The sequence below is a fragment of the Streptomyces sp. Alt3 genome (genome assembly GCF_030719215.1).
GTDB lineage: Bacteria > Actinomycetota > Actinomycetes > Streptomycetales > Streptomycetaceae > Streptomyces > Streptomyces glycanivorans.
Genome location: NZ_CP120983.1, coordinates 2,023,950 through 2,044,228, shown reverse-complemented (window position 1 = coordinate 2,044,228; position 20,279 = coordinate 2,023,950). Strand labels below are relative to the sequence as shown.

At 70.5% G+C, this 20,279-nt stretch carries 13 protein-coding genes; 6 read left to right on the top strand and 7 right to left on the bottom strand.

The genetic code is table 11. The features are described from left to right. Window positions 1-95: 95 nt before the first annotated feature. Window positions 96-1,760 carry a M4 family metallopeptidase gene (locus tag P8A20_RS08570; RefSeq protein ID WP_147964047.1) on the bottom strand — a complete coding sequence of 555 codons (1,665 nt, stop codon included), beginning with the start codon at window positions 1,758-1,760 and terminating at the stop codon, window positions 96-98. Window positions 1,761-2,275: 515 nt separating this feature from the next. On the opposite strand from P8A20_RS08570, the gene P8A20_RS08565 reads away from it, so the two are divergent. Next, on the top strand, window positions 2,276-2,563 hold the full coding sequence (locus P8A20_RS08565) for a metal-sensitive transcriptional regulator (RefSeq protein WP_014153568.1): 288 nt from the start codon (window positions 2,276-2,278) through the stop codon (window positions 2,561-2,563). Between the two features lie 105 nt (window positions 2,564-2,668). On the opposite strand, the gene P8A20_RS08560 is transcribed toward P8A20_RS08565, so the two are convergent. The 3 genes from P8A20_RS08560 to P8A20_RS08550 all read right to left on the bottom strand — a co-directional run bounded on the left by P8A20_RS08560 (window position 2,669) and on the right by P8A20_RS08550 (window position 5,205). After that, window positions 2,669-3,412 carry a sulfite exporter TauE/SafE family protein gene (locus P8A20_RS08560; protein ID WP_306103266.1) on the bottom strand — a complete coding sequence of 248 codons (744 nt, stop codon included), beginning with the start codon at window positions 3,410-3,412 and terminating at the stop codon, window positions 2,669-2,671. Further along, window positions 3,409-3,774, bottom strand: a complete 366-nt coding sequence (locus tag P8A20_RS08555) for a rhodanese-like domain-containing protein (RefSeq protein WP_147964045.1) — start codon at window positions 3,772-3,774, stop codon at window positions 3,409-3,411. The genes P8A20_RS08560 and P8A20_RS08555 overlap by 4 nt, the downstream gene beginning before the upstream one ends. A 66-nt stretch (window positions 3,775-3,840) precedes the next feature. Continuing rightward, window positions 3,841-5,205 carry an MBL fold metallo-hydrolase gene (locus P8A20_RS08550; RefSeq protein WP_306103265.1) on the bottom strand — a complete coding sequence of 455 codons (1,365 nt, stop codon included), beginning with the start codon at window positions 5,203-5,205 and terminating at the stop codon, window positions 3,841-3,843. Between the two features lie 184 nt (window positions 5,206-5,389). Between P8A20_RS08550 and P8A20_RS08545 the strand changes: the two genes are divergently transcribed. Beyond that, window positions 5,390-7,045, top strand: a complete 1,656-nt coding sequence (locus P8A20_RS08545) for an HsdM family class I SAM-dependent methyltransferase (RefSeq protein WP_187282435.1) — start codon at window positions 5,390-5,392, stop codon at window positions 7,043-7,045. Between the two features lie 55 nt (window positions 7,046-7,100). Here P8A20_RS08545 and P8A20_RS08540 read toward each other — a convergent pair whose 3' ends face one another. From P8A20_RS08540 to P8A20_RS08530, 3 genes are read right to left on the bottom strand one after another with little or no spacing between them, the layout of a single operon-like run. Continuing rightward, entirely contained in the window at window positions 7,101-9,236 is a 2,136-nt protein-coding gene (locus tag P8A20_RS08540; RefSeq protein ID WP_306103264.1) for a UvrD-helicase domain-containing protein, read from the bottom strand. Between the two features lie 25 nt (window positions 9,237-9,261). Continuing rightward, entirely contained in the window at window positions 9,262-10,515 is a 1,254-nt protein-coding gene (locus P8A20_RS08535; RefSeq protein ID WP_306103263.1) for an McrC family protein, read from the bottom strand. Window positions 10,516-10,519: 4 nt separating this feature from the next. After that, entirely contained in the window at window positions 10,520-12,337 is a 1,818-nt protein-coding gene (locus P8A20_RS08530; RefSeq protein WP_147964040.1) for a DUF4357 domain-containing protein, read from the bottom strand. Window positions 12,338-12,479: 142 nt separating this feature from the next. Between P8A20_RS08530 and P8A20_RS08525 the strand changes: the two genes are divergently transcribed. The 4 genes from P8A20_RS08525 to P8A20_RS08510 are packed head-to-tail and all read left to right on the top strand — an operon-like array spanning window position 12,480 to window position 20,233. After that, on the top strand, window positions 12,480-14,048 hold the full coding sequence (locus P8A20_RS08525; RefSeq protein WP_306103262.1) for a sigma-70 family RNA polymerase sigma factor: 1,569 nt from the start codon (window positions 12,480-12,482) through the stop codon (window positions 14,046-14,048). 55 nt (window positions 14,049-14,103) lie between these two features. Next, entirely contained in the window at window positions 14,104-17,241 is a 3,138-nt protein-coding gene (locus tag P8A20_RS08520) for a helicase-related protein (protein ID WP_306103261.1), read from the top strand. After that, complete coding sequence (drmB, locus tag P8A20_RS08515; RefSeq protein WP_187282434.1) at window positions 17,238-19,115, top strand: MrfA Zn-binding domain-containing protein; 1,878 nt, start codon at window positions 17,238-17,240, stop codon at window positions 19,113-19,115. Before P8A20_RS08520 ends, drmB begins: the two co-directional genes overlap by 4 nt. Before the next feature lie 5 nt (window positions 19,116-19,120). Beyond that, window positions 19,121-20,233, top strand: coding sequence for an AAA family ATPase (locus P8A20_RS08510; RefSeq protein ID WP_161121918.1), 1,113 nt, complete (start codon window positions 19,121-19,123; stop codon window positions 20,231-20,233). The last annotated feature ends 46 nt before the right edge of the window (window positions 20,234-20,279 follow it).

Genomic DNA, 20,279 nt, shown 5'->3' with positions numbered 1-20,279 from the left:
CGGCGGGAACGCCGGACGTGTCGAACCGATCAAGCAACACGCCGTGCGGCGACTTCAGCCGCGGGCGTCGGGGAGGGAGGTCGCCCCGCTCCGTGTCAGCTGACGTTGACCGCGGTCCAGGCGGCGGCGACGGCCTTGTACTCGGTGCTGGTGGAGCCGTAGAGGGACGACGCCGCCGAGAGCGTGGCCGTGCGGGCGCCCGAGTACTTGGTCGTCGACGTCATGTACGTCGTCAGCGCCTTGTACCAGATCTGCAGTGCCTTGGCCCGGCCGATCCCGGTGACCGTGGAGCCGCTGTAGGTCGGTGAGTTGTAGCTGACCCCGTTGATGGTCCTGGAGCCACTGCCCTCCGCGAGGAGGAAGAAGAAGTGGTTCGCGACACCCGACGAGTAGTGCACGTCGAGGTTGCCGAGGGTCGAGGACCAGTAGTCCTTCGAACCGCCGTCCTTGCTCGGCTTGTCCATGTAGCGCAGCGGTGTGCCGTCGCCGTTGATGTTGATCTCCTCGCCGATGAGGTAGTCGCCCACGTCGGAGGAGTTCGCCGCGTAGAACTCGACGCCCGTGCCGAAGATGTCGGACGTCGCCTCGTTCAGGCCGCCGGACTCACCCGAGTAGTTGAGGCCCGCGGTGTTGGAGGTGACGCCGTGGCTCATCTCGTGGCCCGCCACGTCCAGCGAGGTCAGCGGGTGCGTGTTGCCCGAGCCGTCGCCGTAGGTCATGCAGAAGCAGCTGTCGTCCCAGAAGGCGTTCACGTAGGCGTTGCCGTAGTGGACCCGGGAGTACGCCGCCACGCCGTTGTTCTTGATGCCGCTGCGGTTGAAGGTGCTCTTGTAGAAGTCCCAGGTCTTCTGGGCGCCGTAGGCGGCGTCGACGGCCGCGGTCTGGTCGGTGGTGGAGCTGGAGGCGGCGCCGGTGCCCCAGACGTCGTCGGCGTCGGTGAACAGGGTGCCCGCGGAGGAGGTGCTGGCGTGCGCCTTGTTGTAGGTCTTGTGACCGCCGCGCGTGCCGTCCGTCAGGTTGTACGTCGAGCCCGACAGGGTGGTGTCGAGGGTGACCGTGCCCGAGTAGAGGCTCTTGCCGGTACCGGTCTCGATGCCCTGGTACTCGTAGAGCTTCGCGCCGGTGGCGGCATCGGTGATGACGTGCAGCTCGTTCGGGGTGCCGTCGTCCTGGAGGCCGCCGACGACGGTCTCGTAGGCGAGGGTCGGCTTCCCGGTGGCGGCCCAGACGACCTTGCGGGGCGCCTGGTCGGCCGCGGTCTTCTCCGAGCCCGCGGCCTCGGCTGCGCTGACCGCCTGCTTCTCGGCCTTGGCGGCGGTGATCGTCGGCTTGAGGGAGGAGACCTTGATGGCTGCCTTCGTGGCCTTGGTGACGCCCTCGGCCTTCCCCGCCTCGGTCTCGTGCACGACCAGGTCGCCGCCGAGGACCGGGAGGCCGTTGTACGTGCGTTCGTACCGCGTGTGAACCGTGCCGTCGACGTCCTTGACGACGTCTCTGACGAGCAGCTTCTCCTGTGCGCCGAGACCTATCTCCTGTGCCGTCTCCGCCGTGCCGGCGTCGGCCTGCTGGATGAGGGCGGTGCGGGCGGAGGCGGAGAGCTGGAGGGGCGAGCCGGCGAGCGGGGCGGGCGCGTCGGCGGAGAGCGCAGCGGGCCGGGCGGCGGCACCGGTGGTCATGCCGGTGGCGAGCAGGGATCCGGCGGCGACAGCGGTGGCGATCGCCAGAGTGGTCCGCTTGTGACGCGCGTAGAAGTGGGTCACAGGAGCTCCTTCTTGTGGGGGGCGACCCGACGGATCGGGGTAACCGGCGGGGCGCCGAAAAGGGGGGTGCGGCGTGCGATGGAACTTTGGCACTTGTGCCCTGTGCATGTCATGAGGCGGCGAAGTGGTTGGCTGAAACACGCCTGATCCCGCAGTGTTTCGGCTCTGTGAACGGTGCGTCCCGACGTGGGACAAGCGCTGGTACAGAGCCCCGCTGCCGGTTGCTTGTCGCTGGTGAAGCGGGCTGTGACGCAGCCGCTGGAGCGGCCCGTGCGACCGGAGTCGGTCGTGCGGGTGGCTTGAACTCGCCCTCGCGGCGCGCACCCCTGTTCCGGGCCGGTCTCACGCGCCGGGAACTCCCGGCGCGGTGGTGATGGAGTGCGCCTCCAACCTCCGCACGGGGCCGGTGTGACGGAGGCCGATACTGGGAGCGGCGGCCCTGGGCCGCATTCCTTCGACGGCGCCCCCATCGAGGGGAGTACATTACCCCTGGGGGTATCTCATGAGGAGTGATGATGGAGCTTGATCTGGCGGGTGCGGAGCTGAAGGCGGTCCTGAACCGGCTGCGCCGGGCTCAGGGGCAGATCGCCGGGGTGATCCGGATGATCGAGGAGGGTCGCGACTGCGAAGAGGTCGTCACCCAGCTCGCAGCCGCGTCGCGCGCGCTGGACCGGGCCGGGTTCGCGATCATCGCCACCGGGCTCCAGCAGTGCCTGACCGAGACGGAGAACGGGATGCGTTCCGGTGAGGACCGTGACGAGATGCGCGGCCGGCTGGAGAAGCTCTTCCTCTCCCTGGCCTGACCGGCGGCGGCCCGGACCGGCCGGCTGCCGGACCGGTCAGGTCAGGATCGGACCGGCCCGCCCGGCTGACCCTGCCCGGTCCGGGGCGCGCGGCGGGCTGCGGCCTCAGGCGATCGCGTCGACGAGCATGAAGGCCGCGACCCCCAGCAGTACGAACGCGAACACCCTCTGAAGGGTGGGGCCCGTGATCTTCGACGCGAGCCGCTTTCCGTCCCAGGCGCCGAGGATCGCCGCTCCGGTGAACGGGGCGATCACTTCCCATCGCAGGTCGCCGCCGGTTCCCGCTCTCGCGGTCGACGCGGCCAGGGAGTTGACGGTGATGACCAGCAGGCTGGTGCCCACGGCCTGTTTCATGCGCAGACCCAGGACGCCCACCAGTGCGGGCACGGCGAGGAATCCGCCACCGACGCCGAGGAAGCCCGTCACGGCTCCGAGCCCGGCGCCCGTTCCCGCTGCACGGGCGGGCTGGATGCGGTCCGGCGGCGCGGCGCCGGAGGGCCGCAGCATCCGTACGGCGGCCAGCGCGGCGACGACCGCGAACGCCGTGGTGAGCGCCGCCGAGGGGAGGTGACCGGCGGCGGCTCCGGCGAGGAACGCCGGAACGATACCGGCCGCGGCGAACAGCGCGCCGGTCCGCCAGGCCACGCCGCCGTCCCGCGCGTGGGCGTAGAGCGCGGTGGCGGAGGTGGCGGTGACGATGATCAGGCCGGCGGTGGTCGCCGACACCGGTGAGAACCCGAGCAGGTAGATCAGCGCGGGAACCGTGAGGACGCTGCCGCCACCGCCGAGGGCACCGAGGGCCAGACCGATGACGGCCCCGGCCACCAGTGCGAGGATCAGGGGGCTCACGCTATGGATCCGCTGTTCCCGCGCTCGTCGACGACCGGGAATCCGGCGGCGGCCCACGCGTTCATGCCGCCCTCCACGTCTTTCACCTGTGCGCCCCGAGCGGCGAGAATCCTCGCCGCCTGCCGTGAGCGGTGCCCGCTGCGGCAGATCACGGCGAGCGGACGGCCCTGCGCCTCCTCTGGCAGGGCTGCGCCCGCCGCCAGTCCGGTCAGCGGGGCGTGTGCGGCGCCCGGGGCGTGCCCGGCCCTCCACTCGGGCTTCTCGCGCACGTCCAGCAGGACGGCTTCCGGCCGGTCGCCGCCGGTGCGGGCGCGTGCCTCGCCCACGGTCAGGCGCTGTTCGCGCCTTCGGAAGAGGAACATCGTCGGCTCCGCCTTTCCTGGTTCTTGTTCGTGTGCGGTCGGCAGGGCGGACGGGCCCGTGCCGGTTCAGCCGGTGACGACGCTCAGCCCGGCCTCGGTCGCGGCGGCGAAGCCGTCGTCCACGGCGACGACCCGTCGTCCGTAGGCGTCCAGCAGCGATGCGGCGATCCCCGCGCGCATGCCGCCCGCGCAGTGCACCCAGACCGTGCCGTCGGGTACCTCTCCGACGCGGCCGTGCAACTGGTGGACCGGGATGTGCACCGATCCCTCGATCCAGCCGCCCGCACGCTCGGACGCGCGCCGCACGTCGAGCACGACGATCCCGTCCCGCCCCCTCTCCCGCGCCGCCAGTTCCGCGAACGTGGCGCAGGGGAAGGAGGCCGCGCTCTCGCCGTCGCGGAGCCACGAGGCGGGGCCGCCGGTCGCGGCGGCGGCCGGGCGGTCGATGCCGACCCGCACCAGTTCCCGCTGGGCGGAGGCCAGTTGCTCCGCCGACTCCGCGAGGAGGGTGACCGGCTTGCCCCAGGGGATCAGCCAGGCCAGATAAGTGGCGAGCTTGCCGTCGGCCTCGAAGTTGAACGAGCCCGTCACGTGCCCCCGCGCGAACGCGACCCGGTTGCGCAGGTCCACCACCCACTCGCCGGCCGCGAGCCGCGCGGCGATCTCGTCCGGATCCGCGAGCGAGGGCGGGGTCAGATCGACGGGGGCGGGCCCGGCGGCGTTGGCGGGGCCCATGTGCGCGTAGTACGCGGGCACGTCCTCCAGCCCGGCCACCAGGTCGGCGACGAAGGTGTCCACGTCCACGGTGAGCGCCGCGTTACCGGCCTTCTCCTTCCCGATCGTCGTGGAGTCGCCGTCCGCCTGCGCCGATGAGCAGAAGCTGCCGAAGCCGTGCGTGGGCAGGACCGCCGTGTCGTCGGGCAGGGCGTCGGCGAGGCGGCGCGCAGAGGCGTGCTGGGCGCGTGCCAGCTGCTCGGTGAGGCGCGGCTCGACGAGGTCGGGCCGGCCGACCGTGCCGATGAGCAGCGAGCCCCCGGTGAACGCCGCGACCGGCCGCCCGGCCTCGGCGAGCACATATGCCGTGTGGTGCGGGGTGTGACCGGGCGTCGCCACGGCCGCCAGCGTGAGACCGGTGTCGACGTCGACGGTGTCGCCGTCGGCGACGGGGGTCCGGGCGAACGAGACGTGCGCACCGGCCGGGATGAGGTAGACGGCGCCGGTCACGCGTGCGAGCTCCGGGCCGCCGGTGACGTAGTCGTTGTGGATGTGCGTCTCCACCACGTGGGATATCCGCACTCCCCGCCGGGCCGCGACGGCCAGGACCTGGTCGACGTCGCGGGGCGGATCCACGACCACCGCCGACCGCTCGCCGCCGGCGAGGTAACTGCGGTTGCCCAGGCCTTCGAGCTCGATGGTGTCGACGAAGAACACGGGTGGCTCCTTTCCTGAAATTACCCCCGGGGGTATGTCGTCACCGTAACACTTTACCCCCGGGGGTATATTTCCTGGGTGGACCGGGGTGCTCGGCGGCTCGACTACGGGGCGTAATGGGGTGTTTATGCTGTCAACGCACTCACTCCTGGGGGAGATGTAGGTTCGCGTGTACGCTGCGGGTATGAAGACCGACGACGCCTCGCCCGTTGGCCCCCTGGTCACTGGCTCCGAGATTGCTCGGTTGGCCGGTGTCACTCGGGCCGCCGTCTCCAATTGGCGACGGCGATACGACGACTTCCCCGCTCAGGCGGGTGGTGCCGCGAACAGTCCGCTGTACGCGCTTGCAGAGGTCCAGGCATGGCTGGACAGGCAGCGCAAAGGGCAGGAAGTCTCACCCGAGGTCGAGTTGTGGCAGGCCATGCGGGCAGCGTTCGGTGAGCAGATGGTCGCCGGACTGGCCGAGGTGGCTGCCATGCTTGCCGGGGCGCGGACAGCGAGACTGCCGGACGGTGTCGCCACCCGCGTGGAAGCGCTTCTCGAACGCGAGGGGCCCGTCGATCTCGTCAACGGGCTGACCGAACGTTTCATGGACTCTGCCCGGCGTGCAGGGTCGGACCAGGTGACCTCCGAGCGCGTGGTACGCGCCGTGTGTCATTTCGCCCCCGAGCTGCCGCCCGACGCCACGGTGTTCGACCCCGCATGCGGGATCGGCGTGCTGCTCCTCTCCGTTACCCAGGGCGCCGTATCGCGCTGCCACGGCCAGGAGATCGACGCCGACAGTGCCCGATTCGCACAGCTTCGCGCCGATGTCCTCGGTCAACCAGGTGTGCGCATCGTGTCGGGTGATTCGCTGCGTGGAGATGCATGGCCCGATGTCCGTGCGGATCTGGTCGTCTGCGACCCGCCGGCCGGCGTGACCGAATGGGGACGGGACGAGCTGCTGCTCGACTCCCGCTGGGAACTGGGAACTCCCTCGAAGGCTGAAGGGGAGTTGGCGTGGCTGCAACATGCTTACGCCCACACCGACCGAGGCGGTCAGGTCCTCATGGTGATGCCCGCCTCGGTCGCCTATCGGAAGGCCGGCCGTCGCATCCGGGCGGAACTGGTACGCCGAGGCATCCTGCGCCAACTGGTCGCCTTGCCCCCGGGGACGGCGACCTCCCACGCACTGTCCGTCCATCTGTGGTGTCTGCGGCGTCCTGAGAGCACGGGGAGCGCGGAAGAGATCAGGACCGTGCGGATGATCGACCTGACTGACAACAGTCCGGAAGGAAGCTTGGAACCACGCCCGGACCAAGTCGTGGACGTGCCGCTCATCGAGCTTCTCGACGACACCGTCGATCTGACCCCCGCAAGCCATCTACGAACCCGTCATCGCGACTTTCCCGGCGAGTACGCCGCCTTGCGCAAGGAACTGGACGACGAGGTCCGCCGACTCGCCGCGCTCCTGCCGGGGCTGAAGCCAGGTGTGCGACCGGGGTCGTTGGACGGTGCCACCACCAGCGTCGCGGATCTCGCCCGCGCCGGACTTGTCACGTACGACGGTCCGGAACCGGTCTCGGCCAGTGAGCAGTTGGACACGGACTATCTGCAGGGATTCCTGCTCAGCTCCGTCAATGCCCGCCGGTCCACCAGCGCCAGTGGGACCTACCGCATGGACGGCAAGGGTTCACGCATCCCTCGCATGGACATTGCCGACCAGAGACGGTACGGGGCGGCATTCCGCGCCCTGTCCGCGTTCGAGGAAGGCATGCGCAAGGTCGGCGATCTCAGCCGGCAACTCTCCGAGGTCGCCCGTGACGGTCTTGCCGCGGGCGCACTGATGCCGGAGGAGTAAGGGCGGCGCGGGCGCCCCCCCCTGGTGCCCGCGCAGGTCCGGCTCAGGGTGCTTGTCAGGCGGTCCGGTCCAGGAAGGGGCTTGGAGCTCCGTTCCACGTCACGCTCAGGGCTTCGCGGGCGCGTGTGCAGGCGACGAAGAGGAGGCAGCGCTCCCGGAGCAGGTCGGATTCGTGCTGGAGCGGGTCTGCCTCGCGTGGGGTGATCTCGCGGGCGAACGGGACCGCGCCCTCGTTGACACCGAGAACCGACACGGCCCGGAACTCCAGCCCTTTCATCGCGTGCATGGTTGCCAGCCTCACTCCCTCGGTCCCCTGCGCGACCTGACCTCGGACCCGCAGCACGGGTATACCGGCAGCCTTCAGCTTCTCCTCGGCTGTGTCCAGAGAGAGGTTGAAGCGGGCACACACGCCGATCTCGTGCGGCGCGAGGCCATCGTCGACCAACGTGCGGACCCGGTCCACCAGAGCCTCGGTCTCCTCCTGTCGCGTCGCGTACTCCTGTACCTGGGGCAGGCGCCCGTGCAGCAGGGACCGGTATCCGGCCAGCGAGTCCACCCCCTCGCCCTCGAGCGCTTCGACGGTGACCGGTGCGAGGAGCCGCGCCGACCAGGCAAGGATCTCCTCCGTCGAGCGGTAGTTGACCCGCAGCCGGAAGCTGCGGCCGACGGTCGCGATACCCAGAGAGCCGAGCGGGACCCGGGAATCGTAGATCCGCTGATGCGGGTCACCCGTGACGAACAGGTCGTCCGGGCCGGAGGAGACTGCGGCACGCAGCACCCGCCACTGCGCGGGGTGCAGATCCTGAGCCTCGTCGACGACCACATGGGCGTAAGGAGCCGCATCTTCGGACAGGAGTTCCGCCGCCCTGGTGCAGACACCCAGGTGTGTGGTCTCACCACGAGCACGCAAGAACTGTTCGAACCGCTCCACGGCGCTCCACACCTCACACCGGCGTGCGGAGCCGAGGCCGGTGCCGCGGCCACGACGACTCGCGCCGAGGTAGGCGTCGAGATCGCGCAGATCCTGGCCGAGTACGACGTGCCGGTACTCCTGCGCCAAGAACTGTGAGGTGAACGGCAGATCAAGCTGCTTGACGGCCTTCTCCCACAGCTGACGTTGTTCCCGGTCCCCGACCGGCTTGGGCGCGATTCCGGACTTCGCGCGCACGATGCCGTTCGCGTAGGCGTCGACCGTCGTCACGTCCACCCGCGCCAGGAGCTCCTCGTCCTCGTCGAGGAGGAGGCCCAGCATCTGGCGCAATCCGGCCGCGAGCGCGTTCGTATAGGTGGTCAGCAGGACGCGACCGTCCTCGCGGCGTCCGAGCAGATGCTTGACCCGGTGCAGGGCGGCGACAGTCTTTCCCGTCCCCGGCCCTCCGGTGACCTGGACGGGGCCTCTGTACGAGGTGCGGTAGGCCACGCGGCGCTGGGAGGGATGGAGGAAGACGCGCCAGGCGTCGAACGGCTTCTCCAGCATCTCCTCCAGCTCGTCCGGCCCCGTGACCAGGCGAATGCGTGCGGAAGTGTTGGCGATCACGGTGGCCAGGTCCTCGACCGGCTCGGCGGGCGCGTCGGCGGGCCGGCGGACGGCGACGACGTCCCGGTAGACCTCATCCGGTCCGAACCCCTCGGCCAGGTATTGGAGCACCTCCAGCTGGTCCTCCGGCAGAAGCGTCGCGAAGGCGTCCAGCTGTGCCTTGTCCACGAGCGAACGTGCGGCGCGCAGCACCTGGTCGTCGATGCCCAGTTCGTGCAGAGTGCCGTCGGAGACACCAGCGAACAGCAACTGAGGAGCATTGCGTGCGGCCGTCTCGTACAAGGGGGTCAGCTCGTCCAGAGCAACGGCGTTCCGCACCTCCAGAGCCCTGGTCGCGGAGTTGGCGCTGTACAGGCGTTTTGCCGCCCAGGAGTAGGCGTCGTCGTGCGGCAGGACGTTGACCAGCAGGAACATGTCGCTGCCGTCGTCGGGGGCGAGGACGACGCCCCGCCAGAAGTCGGTGATGCGGATGGTGCGCATCCGCGGGTCACGGGCGCTTCCGACAGACTCCAGGTGCAGGCCCTTGTCCGCGTTGAGTTCGGCAGCACTCAGGGTCTGGAACTTGCGCATGGCCTTGCGAACACCCGCTCGCACCGGCTTCTCGAGCATGTCGTAGCCGTCCCAGAAACTCTGGGCGAACGCGAGCCGTGGCATGAGGTTCCTTCCTGTCCGACGGTCTTCATGATGGTGAAAGTGGTGTGGTGGCGGCCGGCCTTGCGGCGATGGTCCGGAGGGCGGACAGGATCCGGTCCGGTTCCTGGCAGAGGTCGAGGGTGTGCTGGTACAGCCGTACTCCTCGTCCGTCCCGCCCGGCAACCGTGCCCCGTACCTCATGGAAGCGTCCCGCTTGTCGCCCCGCCGCGTATACGAGGTGAGCCTCGTGCAGACCGAGCGCTGTGGCATACGCGAGCGCCTGGTAGAGGTCGGCGTTGTGGAGCCCGTCGGCCTTCTCCTCCTTGTACTTGGCGTCGACGACGGCGAGCGGAGTGCGGCCGTCACCCGTGCGTACGACGAGGTCAGGGCGTATGCGCACACGACCTGCGGTGTCCAGGTGGTGCGAGTCCTGGAGGTAGGCGGCCAAACCCTGCTCCCGGAAGGCCTCTCGCAGAGCGACCGTGACGAAATCCTCGAACAGTTTGTTCATGTCGAGCAGGAAGCCGTCCACGACGAGCGGCTCGGCACCGGCCGGCCGGTGTTCCGGGGAGGTGCCTCGCAGGACGGCCTCGGCGAGTCGTAGGGCGGGCTGGTAGCGGGAGTTCAGGCGCGACGGCTGCCAACGCGGCAGTTGCTGTCCCCGTATCAGGGGCCGGGCATCGGCGAGACGCACACGCTGATGGACGAGGCGCCGTCGGACCAGGCCAGGGACTTGCGGCAGCCGCAGCAACCGCTCGACGGCCGCGCGCAGGATGCGGTTCTCGGCGATGTCGCCGGTGTACGCGTCGTAGGTGACCTCCGCGGGCGGCGTACGCCCGAAGTGCCGCCGGATCTGCTCGGCCTCGCGCAGTCGCCCGCGTACGACCGGAGCGGACTCCTCCACCTCCCGGTAGCCCTGGAGGACACCCCGGCGCAGCGCCGCGTCGATCTGCCGTTCCACGGCGTGCGCGAGGGCCGGGACGATGTCGTCGTACGTGCCGGTGTCGATGCCTCCCTCCCTGCTGTCGCGCCAGGCGCGTGCCGGATCGAGGCTGAAACCCAGGAGGAAGAACAATCGGCGCACGGGGGTCTTGGGCATGATCCGTACGATCGTGCCGCCGGGAGTGCGTACGGCGCCCACCCGGCTGCCCGCCCGCAGTACCCAGTGCCCCTGCCTGCCAGGATCAGGGGTCGCGCTCTGCAGGATGCCGGAGCCGGCGAGGGCCAGCCCGGCCTCGGTGCACAGCGGGACCGAGACCGCAGGCCCGTACTCGTGGAGTGTCACATCGCGCACAGTCATGGGGTCATGGGTGCTGTTCGCGCAGCGAGGCGAGGCCGTAGCGGGCGGCGACATCGAGGCCCTCTCCGTAGTGGTACTCCTCGAGCAGCGGGAGAATTTTCGTGCGCCAGGTCCGTTCGAGGCCGCCGTCGCGGTACACGCCCGGCTTCATCAGGTACGAGGGGCCGATGGCGAAGTCGGCCTCGTCGATACGGGCGTTGAGAGCGTCGAGAAGACGAGCCGGTTCCTGCTCCTTACCCTGACACTTCAGCCAACGGGCAAGCAGCCCGGCTGTCGGCTCGACTCGGGGGGAGAGTTCCACGAACGCGAATCGGCGCCGCATCGCCGCGTCGACCAGTGCGATCGACCGGTCGGCGGTGTTCATGGTGCCGATCACGAAGAGGTTGGGGGGCAGTGCGAAGTCGTCCCCGGAGTAGGTGAGACGGACGGACTTCGTCCGGTACTCCAGGAGGAAGTACAGCTCACCGAAGACCTTGGCCAGGTTCGCGCGGTTGATCTCGTCGATGATCAGGAAGTGCGGAACATGCCGGTTGCCTTCGCGGGAGGCGAGGTCGGCGAGCTCCCGGAGCGGACCCGCGGTGAGCCGGAAGGCCACCTCGCGCGTCTCGGGGTCCTCGACGGGCCGGAAGCCCTCGAAGAAGTCCTCGTACGAGTAAGACGGGTGGAACTGCACGATCTTGACTTGCTCGGGGCCGCCGCCGAAGTGTTCGGCCAGCTTCATCGCGAGGTAGGTCTTGCCTGTGCCCGGAGGCCCGTAGAAGACCAACTGCTTCTCGTCCGAGAGAAGTTCGCGCACCTCCTCCAGCCAGGTCCTGTCATGGATGAGGAGATCGGCCGCCAGCGACCCGGTGACGTCGGGTAGCGACAGCTCCCGCTGAAGCTGCGACTCGGACACGGGCAGACGGACGGGGCCGTCGATCGCTGTCGTTCCGGTGTGTCCGTCGAGTGTGTCCAGCGCCTCCAGTACGCCGGTCAGATCGACGACGTCGTGCTGGACCGACAGCTTCTGCTGCACCTCCTCCGGCAGTTCCTCGTACGGGTGGCTCCCCGTCTGCCAGGTGACGGTTCGCCGCAGATTGGACCGGCCGCCGGGAGACGAGATCTGTACGGCCTCACCGGTGATCCGCCCGACGTGAAGCCGGCCGTCGCCGATGGTGGCCACCGAATCACCGACACGCATCTGTGTCAGGAAGGCGTGCAACTCGTCGACGAGGCCACGCTTCTGGTTGTACGAAGCGGCGCCCTCGTATCCCTCCTCGACGAAGCGGCGCAGCGCGCTCTTCGTCGGATCGCTCTCCTCCAAGGGCGGCAGATGAGCGCCGGCGATGGAGACGATGCCCTCCTCGAGCCACAGCTGCCGGACCAGGTTGTGGCCCGAGACGTTGGAGCCCCGCACCAGCCACGCCTTGCGCGGGGCGCGCCAGCCGGTGGACAGGTAGTCGGCCAGCGGATGACCTTCGACGGTTCGCCAGGACTCGGGGCCGGAGGCGTCGTAGCCGTACACCAACGCGGCGGCGGCCGAGGAGGAGTTGCAGGCGATGTCCCGGGATGCCACCCAGCGCGGCACCGTCCCGGGCGGGACGGGGTCGGCGGGTGCGTCGGCGAGGCTGCCGTCCGCGCGCAGTTCCGTGCGCATCCGGCGCGCGTGGTTGCCGAGCCCCGGCCACGCATCGGCGGCCATGGACGATCCCTCCAGGAGAAGGAACTTGTGCGTGCCGTTGTCGCCGAACTCGGTGAGCAGGTGACCGCGCGCCACGCCGCCGTCCTTGGGCAGCTTGATGCGGAACTCGGGCGTGCCGGGGAGCCGGTCGAGCTGCGGCATGGGCGGCCTTCCGGGAGGGATGGTCCTGACGAACGCGATCACCCTACCTGTTGACGCCGTCAAGCGACCCACTTTCAGAAAAGGTAAACGAAAAGCGTGAATGCGTTGACGGTGTAAACGGGGCGCCCCTAGAGTTGCTCAGGTGCCTGATCGGTTCGTCGCCGATCGCCGGGCACTCGACGCTCAAGTGGGGGGCGCTATGGGTGGGGACCCGACGACAGAGGCCAGACGGCGCACGATCGAGGCGGAGTTGCCGTTCGTCGTCGAGAGGCTGAGGCGCTCCGCGTCGCGTTCGGGCCTCGTGAGCCAGAAGGCCTTCGCCTTGGAGGTGGACCGGCTCGGGCTCAGCAGTGACGAGCAGCGACGAGGATTGCGCAACGGGCTTGCCGCGGTCGGCCTGCAGGTGAAGCCCACGCGTCGAAAGGAGCCGCGAGCCTCCGCGGTGGGGCCCGCCGTGGTGCGTGTGGCGCAACCGGCTGCTCCTCTGGTCACCGCGGTCGGGCGGCGTGGCCCCGCGCCCCGCCCCGTTCCGGCGCCCGTCCCCAGCGAGAGGGCCCGGCGCCTGACACAGGCGCGGCGGATGCTGGCCCGCTACGCCGACGCCGACGGCAAGGTCGGCAGGCTCGCCCACGACGGCGTCGTCAGGCTCCACGGGCTCAGCCCCGCCGAGGCGGCTGAGTTGACCGTCGCCTTTCCCGTCACCCGCCCGGGCCGACCCGTTGCCCGAGTTGAAGCCGCGCCGTCGAAGCCGCCGACCGGCAAGAAGCGTGCCGCCCGCCCCGCCGCTCCTGCCGCGGGCGGTCACCTGTCCGAGGCTGTGGACGCGGCGCGGGCCGTGCTGGAAGCCGACCGGTGGCGGCGGCACCCGGACAAGGCTCTGCTCAAGGCGGAGGAGGAAGTGGGCCTCGCGGTGCTCCTCCGTGGCGGCACCGATCGCCTCGGCAGAGATGTCCCCGTAGAGGAGATCAAGACGCTGTCCCGTAGCGGCGAGCAGTGGCGCGCGTACGAGTGTCTCGTGCTGCACAACCTGCGGCTCGTCTGGAAGATCGCCCATGGCTACCAGGGGCGTGGACTGGACATCGAGGACCTCGTCCAGCACGGGACCCTCGGGCTGATGCGTGCAGTCCGTAAGTTCGACGCCGAGAAGGGCTTCAAGCTGTCGACCTACGCGACGTGGTGGATCAAGCAGGCCATCACGCGTGCCATCGCGGACGAGGGCACCATGGTCCGACTGCCTGTGTATGTGCACGAGCGAGTCAGCAAGGTGGCCGTTGCCGAGCGCAAGCTGCTGAGCGAGGGCCGGCCGACGACCATCGACAACGTCGCCTACGCGACCGGCCTCACCTTCGCCGAAGTGGAAGAGGTGCGCAGGATCAGCCGGCCCACCGACTCCCTGGACCGCATCATCGGTGACGACATCGCGCTCGGTGACCTGATCATCGGACCGAGCCGGTTGCCCGGTCCTCCCGCGGTACTGCTCCGGAAGGAGTTCCAGGGGCGCCTGCGGCACGTCCTGGAGCACCTGCCCGAGAGGGACCGGCACGTCGTCGTCCGGCGCACAGGGCTCGACGGGGACGAACCGGACACGCTGGAACACATCGGGGCTGTCTTCGGCGTGACCCGCGAGCGCATCCGCCAGGTCGAGTCGAAGGCCAAGGCCAAGCTCCTCGGCCAGCTGATCCGTCACGGAATGGCCCCCAAGCACGCCTGAGCCGGCCGCATCCGATGAACCGGCCACACTCCACCCGAACCGAAGGAACCCGCACATGGACCCGCGCCAGGAGCTGGTCGACTACCTCACCCGTCAGCTCGTCGGCCCCGTCGGCGACGACGAAGAGGTGCTCGACGCGCCGCCCGACCGGCAGTACCTGATGGGCACGCTCTACCCGCAACAGGCGGACCTCCAGCGGCAGCTCGCCCTCGCGGCCGACGACCCCGAGGCGCCCGCCGCCGAGGAGGACGCCCCCGACGCGAACCCGGCCGCCGATCCCGTGCCGGAGACCAACAGCTGGCTGCCCGCCTCCCTCGGCCTCAGCTTCTACACCAAGGCGGTCCACATCGAGGTGAGCTGTACCGCCGCCCGCTACGAGACGCGACGCAACGAGGCCGGGCGCGGGCGCCGTTGGCAGCGCGTCCCGCTCCCGCCCGAGACGCATACGATCGGCCCCGACCGGAATGAGGTGCCCGTCCTCGACAGCCGGGCGAAGATCCAGGTGACCCGGCGCTCCTACGGCGACGGCACACTGGTCACCGTTGCCCTGATCAACGAGAAACACCACGACGGCTCCGGCGGCAAGGCACCGAGCTGGGACGACATGCTCTTCCAGTGCGGGCTCACCGTCCGCCCTGCCGGAGAACCCGTGCTGCCCTACCCCAGCGTCCGGCTCGCCAGCCGTGACCCCGAGGAGCGCGAACTGCGCCTGCAGTACCGCCACGTCGTCACCCACGCCGTCGGCCATGGCTGCGCCGTACGTGAGGAACGCGGCGAGGCAGACCGGGTCGAACTCCTCGCCTGCGAGATCCTGCCGCGCGCCGAAGTGCCCGCCGTGCGCGCCGGCGGTCCGCTCGACGCCCCCGTGCTCAACATCTCCCACCTGGCCGACCCGACCGTCGACCGAGATCAACTCAGGGAGGAGCTCGCCGAGTTCGCCGCCGCCTACCATGCCTGGTACGTCGGTCAGCGCTCCGTCGAGGTACCGCCCTGGGGACGGGAGGCAGCCGAGCGCATCCTGGACCGCGTTCGCCAGGCGGTCTCCCGCATCGAAGCGGGCGTGCGCACCCTGTGCGACCCCGACCGCCCCGAACTCCTCGACGCCTTCCGCATCGCCCAGCGGGTCATGCTGCTGCAGATGCGGCATTCCGCCCCCGACCAGGCCGGCCTGCGACGCCACCGCTCCGACGCCGTGGCTCTCGACCCGCCCGCCGACCCCGACGCCACCTGGCGCCCCTTCCAGCTCGCCTTCTTCCTCCTCGCCCTCGACGGTGTCGCCGACCCAGGCCACCACGACCGCGGGACCACCGACCTGATCTGGTTCCCCACCGGCGGCGGCAAGACGGAGGCGTACCTCCTCCTGGCCGCCTTCACGATCGCCCTGCGCCGGATCCGCGGCGAGGGCGGCGGCACCGCCGTCCTCAGTCGCTACACCCTCAGTCTGCTCACCACCCAGCAGTTCCAGCGTGCCGCCACCACGATCTGCGCCCTGGAACACCTGCGGCGCGATGAACCCGGACTAGGTCTCGGCAGTGAGCCGGTCACCATCGGCCTGTGGGTCGGCGACACGACCACCCCCAACAAGTTCCAGACAGCCCAGGACGCCTTCGACCAGCAGCGCGAGGCCACCCACCCCGAGGACGTCTTCATCCTCGACCGCTGCCCGTGGTGCGGTACGCGCATCCTGCCGGCGAACTGGTCCAGCGTCCGGTCCGACTACGGAGTCCACGCAGAGAAGGACGAGTTCGCCTTCTACTGCCCCCGGGACGAATGCCGCTTCCACGATGTCCTGCCGGTCGCCGTCGTCGACCAGCACCTCTACGAGAAGCCGCCGACCTTCGTCCTCGGCACCGTCGACAAGTTCGCCCAGCTGGCCTGGGAGCCGGACTCCGGCCGTCTCTTCGGCGCGGGCACCGGCAACCCGCCCCCGTCCCTGATCATCCAGGACGAGCTGCATCTGCTCACCGGACCGCTCGGCACCACGGTCGGCCTCTACGAGGCGGCCGTCCTGGAGCTGTGCACCGGCCCGGACGGCCGTCCGCCGAAGATCGTCGCCGCCACGGCCACGATCCGCCGCTCGGCCGAACAGGTACGCGCGCTCCACCACCAGGACGTCCAGCTGTTCCCGCCGTCCGGTCCCGACGCCCGCGACAGCTTCTTCGCCGTCCCCGACAGCGGTCGCCCCGGACGCCTCTACCTCGGTGTCATGGCCCAGGGCCACACCGCGGGCCGAGGCGCCGTCGCCACCACGGCTGCCATGCTCCAGGGCGTCCACCAGCTCCCCGAGGAACACCGTGACGCCTACTGGACGCTCGTCGCCTACCACCACAGCCTGCGGGAACTCGGCCGTACCGTCACCGCGGCCGGTGACGACATCCCCGCCCAGCTCCGAGGCCTCGACGAAGGAGCCGGCGTCCGTGTGCTGGGCGACGTAGAGGAACTGACGAGCAACCTGAAGCGTGCCGAGCAGCCCGTCCTCCTCGACCGTCTGGAGAAGCCCTGGGAAGACCCCCGGTCGGTCGCCTTCCTGCCGTGCACCAACATGCTCTCCGTCGGTGTCGACGTGAAGCGCCTCGCCTACATGCTCATGCAGGGCCAGCCCAAGACCACCGCCGAGTACATCCAGGCCACCAGCCGCGTCGGCCGCCACCGCGTGCCGGGTCTGGTCGTCACCTACTTCAACGCCACCCGCCCGCGCGACCGGTCCCACTACGAGACCTTCATCGACTACCACCGGGCCCTGTACCGCTACGTCGAACCCGCCAGCGTCACCCCCTGGTCCCCGCCGGCCCGCCGCCGCGCCCTGCACGCCGCACTCGTCGTCCTGGTCCGCCACCGGCTCGGCCTGGCCGCGGAGAACCAGGCCGGCCGGATCACCGGCCACCGGGACGAAGCCGAGCGGATCGCCGACGCCCTCGCCGATCGCGCCGCGGCCGCCGAGCCCGGTACCACGCGCGCCGCCGCCGTACGCGCCGACGTCCGGGCGGAGCTCGGCTACCTCCTCGACACCTGGTACCGGCAGGCCCGGACGGCCGCCGCCGAGGGCAAGGACCTCTACTACCGCAGCCAGGGCAAGGGCCAGCACAACCTCCTCAAGACCTTCGAGCAGCGCTACGGCCTGTGGGAGACCCTCAACTCCATGCGCAGCGTGGACCGCGAATGCCAGATCACCGTGACGGGAGCAGGAAAGTGAAGCGCAAACTCCGGGTCCGCCAGGCACAGACCGTGCTGCCGTTCGGTGTCGGTGCCGTGCTCGACGTGCAGGGCGAGTCCTTCGTCGCCGCCGGCATCGAGAGGTGGCCGGACCTCAAGACGCCCGTCCCCTCCGACCGGCTCGCCGCCCGCCTCGGCGTCAAGGGCTTCTACGCCGCGCCCCACACCCTCAACGACCGCTACGACCAGCCCGACCGCCCCGGCGTTCCCCACGTCCGCTTCCCCGGCTGGCTCTTCTGCGGCGCCTGCCGGAGCATGGTCCGCTTCCTGCGCGAGATGGAGAAGCCCGGCGAGCCGCCCGTGTGCGCCGCCTGCGCCGCCGCGCCCCGTCTCACGCCGATGCGGTTCGTCCGCATCTGTGCCGACGGGCACCTCGACGACGTCGACTGGTGGTACTGGGCCCACTCCCGCCTCGCACCCGAACTGCGGGACTCCTGCACGGAGAAGAAGCACACGTGGCAGGCGCGACGGCTCGCTTTCCGTGTCGCCGACCGCGCCTCCGGACTCGAAGCGCTCTCGGTGCGCTGCGGAGCGACACGGCACGACGGCAAGCAGTGCGGCGCCGAGCGGGACCTGCTCGACATCCTCGGACCCCAGGGAGGCCACTGCCCGGGCCGCAACCCCTGGCAGCGCCGTGACGAGAACGCCACCTGCGGCCAGCAGGTCCACATCGTGCAGCGCACCGCCGGCAACGTCTACTACCCGGCCGTGTACTCGGCCCTCGACATCCCGCAGTCCGCCGAACCCCCGCGCGCGGAGCAGGACGCGGCTGAGGCCGTCCGCGGCCACGGCTGCTGGCCGCTCCTGCTCGACGCACCCGATGAGTCCCGGGCCGACACGTTCCGCAGGCTGATCAAGGAGGACACCGAGGCACCCGACAGCCTCATCGACCAGCTCGTCGCGGAGGCCACGGGCGCTCCCGCGCCCACCCCTCCCGCAGCCGGACCGGACGCGCGGAAGACCGATCTCAGCCGCGACGAGTGGAACGCCTTCGACGCCGCCCTGCTTCCGGAGCCCACGGGCGAGTTCGCGGTCCGGCGCGGCGGCCTCGGCCTCGACGGCGAGACGGAGGAGCCCTGGGCCGCCCTCGACGAGCACATCGGCGGCGTCGTCCTCGCCGACCGGCTCCGCGAGGTGCGGGCGCTGACCGGGTTCCGCCGCCACTCCCCGGGAGGCACACTCGTGCCCGCCGACACCAGCGGACGCCTGCGCTGGCTGCCGGCCACCGAGGTCTACGGCGAGGGCATCGTCCTCACCCTCGACGACAAGCGCCTGACAGCCTGGGAGAGCGACCCCCGCGTCCGCGCCCATGTCCGCGGCATCCGTGCCGACCTGGACGCGTCGTTCCGCGGCGACCAGCTCGCCGAGACCGCCGGGGGCGAACTCTCCCCCCGCTTCCTCCTCCTGCACACGGTCGCCCACCTCCTCATCCGCCAGCTCTCCTTCGACTCCGGCTACACCACCGCCAGCCTGCGCGAGCGCGTCTACGGCCGCCCCGAGCACGGTCAGCACGGACTGCTGATCTACACGGCCGCCGGTGACGCGGAGGGCACACTCGGTGGCCTCGTCAGGCAGGGCGAGGCACCGCACTTCGCCGAGACGCTCATCCGCATGCTGGAGGCCGCCGCCTGGTGCTCCGCCGACCCTCTGTGCGCCGAGCACACCGGCCAGGGCTTCGGCAACCTCAACCGGGCCGCCTGCCACGCCTGCACCCTGCTGCCCGAGACGAGCTGCCAGACCGGCAACACCCTTCTCGACCGTGCCCTGGTCGTCGGCTCCGCCCGAGTCCCCGGCTACTTCACCGACGTCCTCACCGCGAGCCGCGAGTACGCCGCCGCCACCGTCCAGGGATGACACCCATGACCACCACGAACGCCCCCGTCCTCCACCCCGACCTCACGCAGGCCCAGCGCGACTGCCTGGACGCCCTGCCGCTGACGGGCAACCACGTCGTCAGCGGTCCGCCCGGCAGCGGCAAGAGCCTGCTCGCCGCGCACCGCGCCGTCCACCTCGCCCTCACCGGCCGCCCCACCGTGCTCCTGTCGCGCTCCAACCTGCTGCGCCAGCTCCTGCGCGACACCCTCCAGGGCCTCACGGTCCCGGGCGCCCCGGTGGAGGCATCCACCGTGCACGCCTGGGTCCTGAAGCACTTCGGATACGGCGCACCGCGCACCCAGGACGGCTGGTTCGACTGGACGGCCCTCACCCACCAGGCCGCCGCCTCCCTCGGTGACGACGAGGCGGCCACGCCCCACCTCGTCGTCGACGAGGGCCAGGACCTGTCTCCGGGCTTCTACCGGCTCGTCCGCCTCTCCGCCGCATCGGTGACGGTCTTCGCCGACGAGTGCCAGCGCCTCACCGACACCAACTCCACCCTCACCGAGATCACCGACGCCCTCGGCCGCGCCACGGGGCGCGCCGAGGTCTCCGGCAACCACCGCAACACCCGCGAGATCGCGTCCCTCGCCGACCACTTCCGCACCGGCGGCAGCGCTTCCCCCATGCCCTTCCGCAGCGGTGTCCTGCCCGTGATCCGCCATTACTCCGGTGCCAAGGACCTTGCGGACGACATCGCCACCACGGCGGCGCGGCACCCGGCGGACCGCATCGGCGTCATCGTCAACTCCTCGCGCATGGCTGCCGACCTGATGCGACTCCTGGAACGCTCCGGCCTCGCCCACGAACCCCAGCTCTACAGCTCGGCGGCCACCGCCGGCCGCTACCGCGACCTCGAACTCGCCCGCCCCGGCGTGGTCGTCGTCCACCGAGCCAGCGTCAAGGGCCTCGACTTCGACACCGTCGTCATCGCCGACGCGGAGTCCGACTCCGCCACCGACCCCACGGCGGCGACCCTGCGCATGGCTTACTACGTCATGATCACCCGCGCGCGTCAGCGGCTGGTGCTGGGCTGGCAGGGCAACAGGTTGCCGCGTCACCTGGAGGGGCTGGACGGGTGGGTGCGGACGCGGTGACGGCATGACATCTCGACGCCAGGGCGTACGCGCACACAATCCGAGA

Excerpts from the sequence above, each read along its gene's own strand:
- P8A20_RS08565 (WP_014153568.1), top strand. The coding sequence starts at position 2,276 with ATGGAGCTTGATCTGGCGGGTGCGGAGCTGAAGGCGGTCCTGAACCGG.
- P8A20_RS08555 (WP_147964045.1), bottom strand. The coding sequence starts at position 3,774 with ATGTTCCTCTTCCGAAGGCGCGAACAGCGCCTGACCGTGGGCGAGGCA.
- P8A20_RS08545 (WP_187282435.1), top strand. The coding sequence starts at position 5,390 with ATGAAGACCGACGACGCCTCGCCCGTTGGCCCCCTGGTCACTGGCTCC.
- P8A20_RS08540 (WP_306103264.1), bottom strand. The coding sequence starts at position 9,236 with ATGCCACGGCTCGCGTTCGCCCAGAGTTTCTGGGACGGCTACGACATG.
- P8A20_RS08535 (WP_306103263.1), bottom strand. The coding sequence starts at position 10,515 with ATGACTGTGCGCGATGTGACACTCCACGAGTACGGGCCTGCGGTCTCG.
- P8A20_RS08530 (WP_147964040.1), bottom strand. The coding sequence starts at position 12,337 with ATGCCGCAGCTCGACCGGCTCCCCGGCACGCCCGAGTTCCGCATCAAG.
- P8A20_RS08520 (WP_306103261.1), top strand. The coding sequence starts at position 14,104 with ATGGACCCGCGCCAGGAGCTGGTCGACTACCTCACCCGTCAGCTCGTC.
- P8A20_RS08510 (WP_161121918.1), top strand. The coding sequence starts at position 19,121 with ATGACCACCACGAACGCCCCCGTCCTCCACCCCGACCTCACGCAGGCC.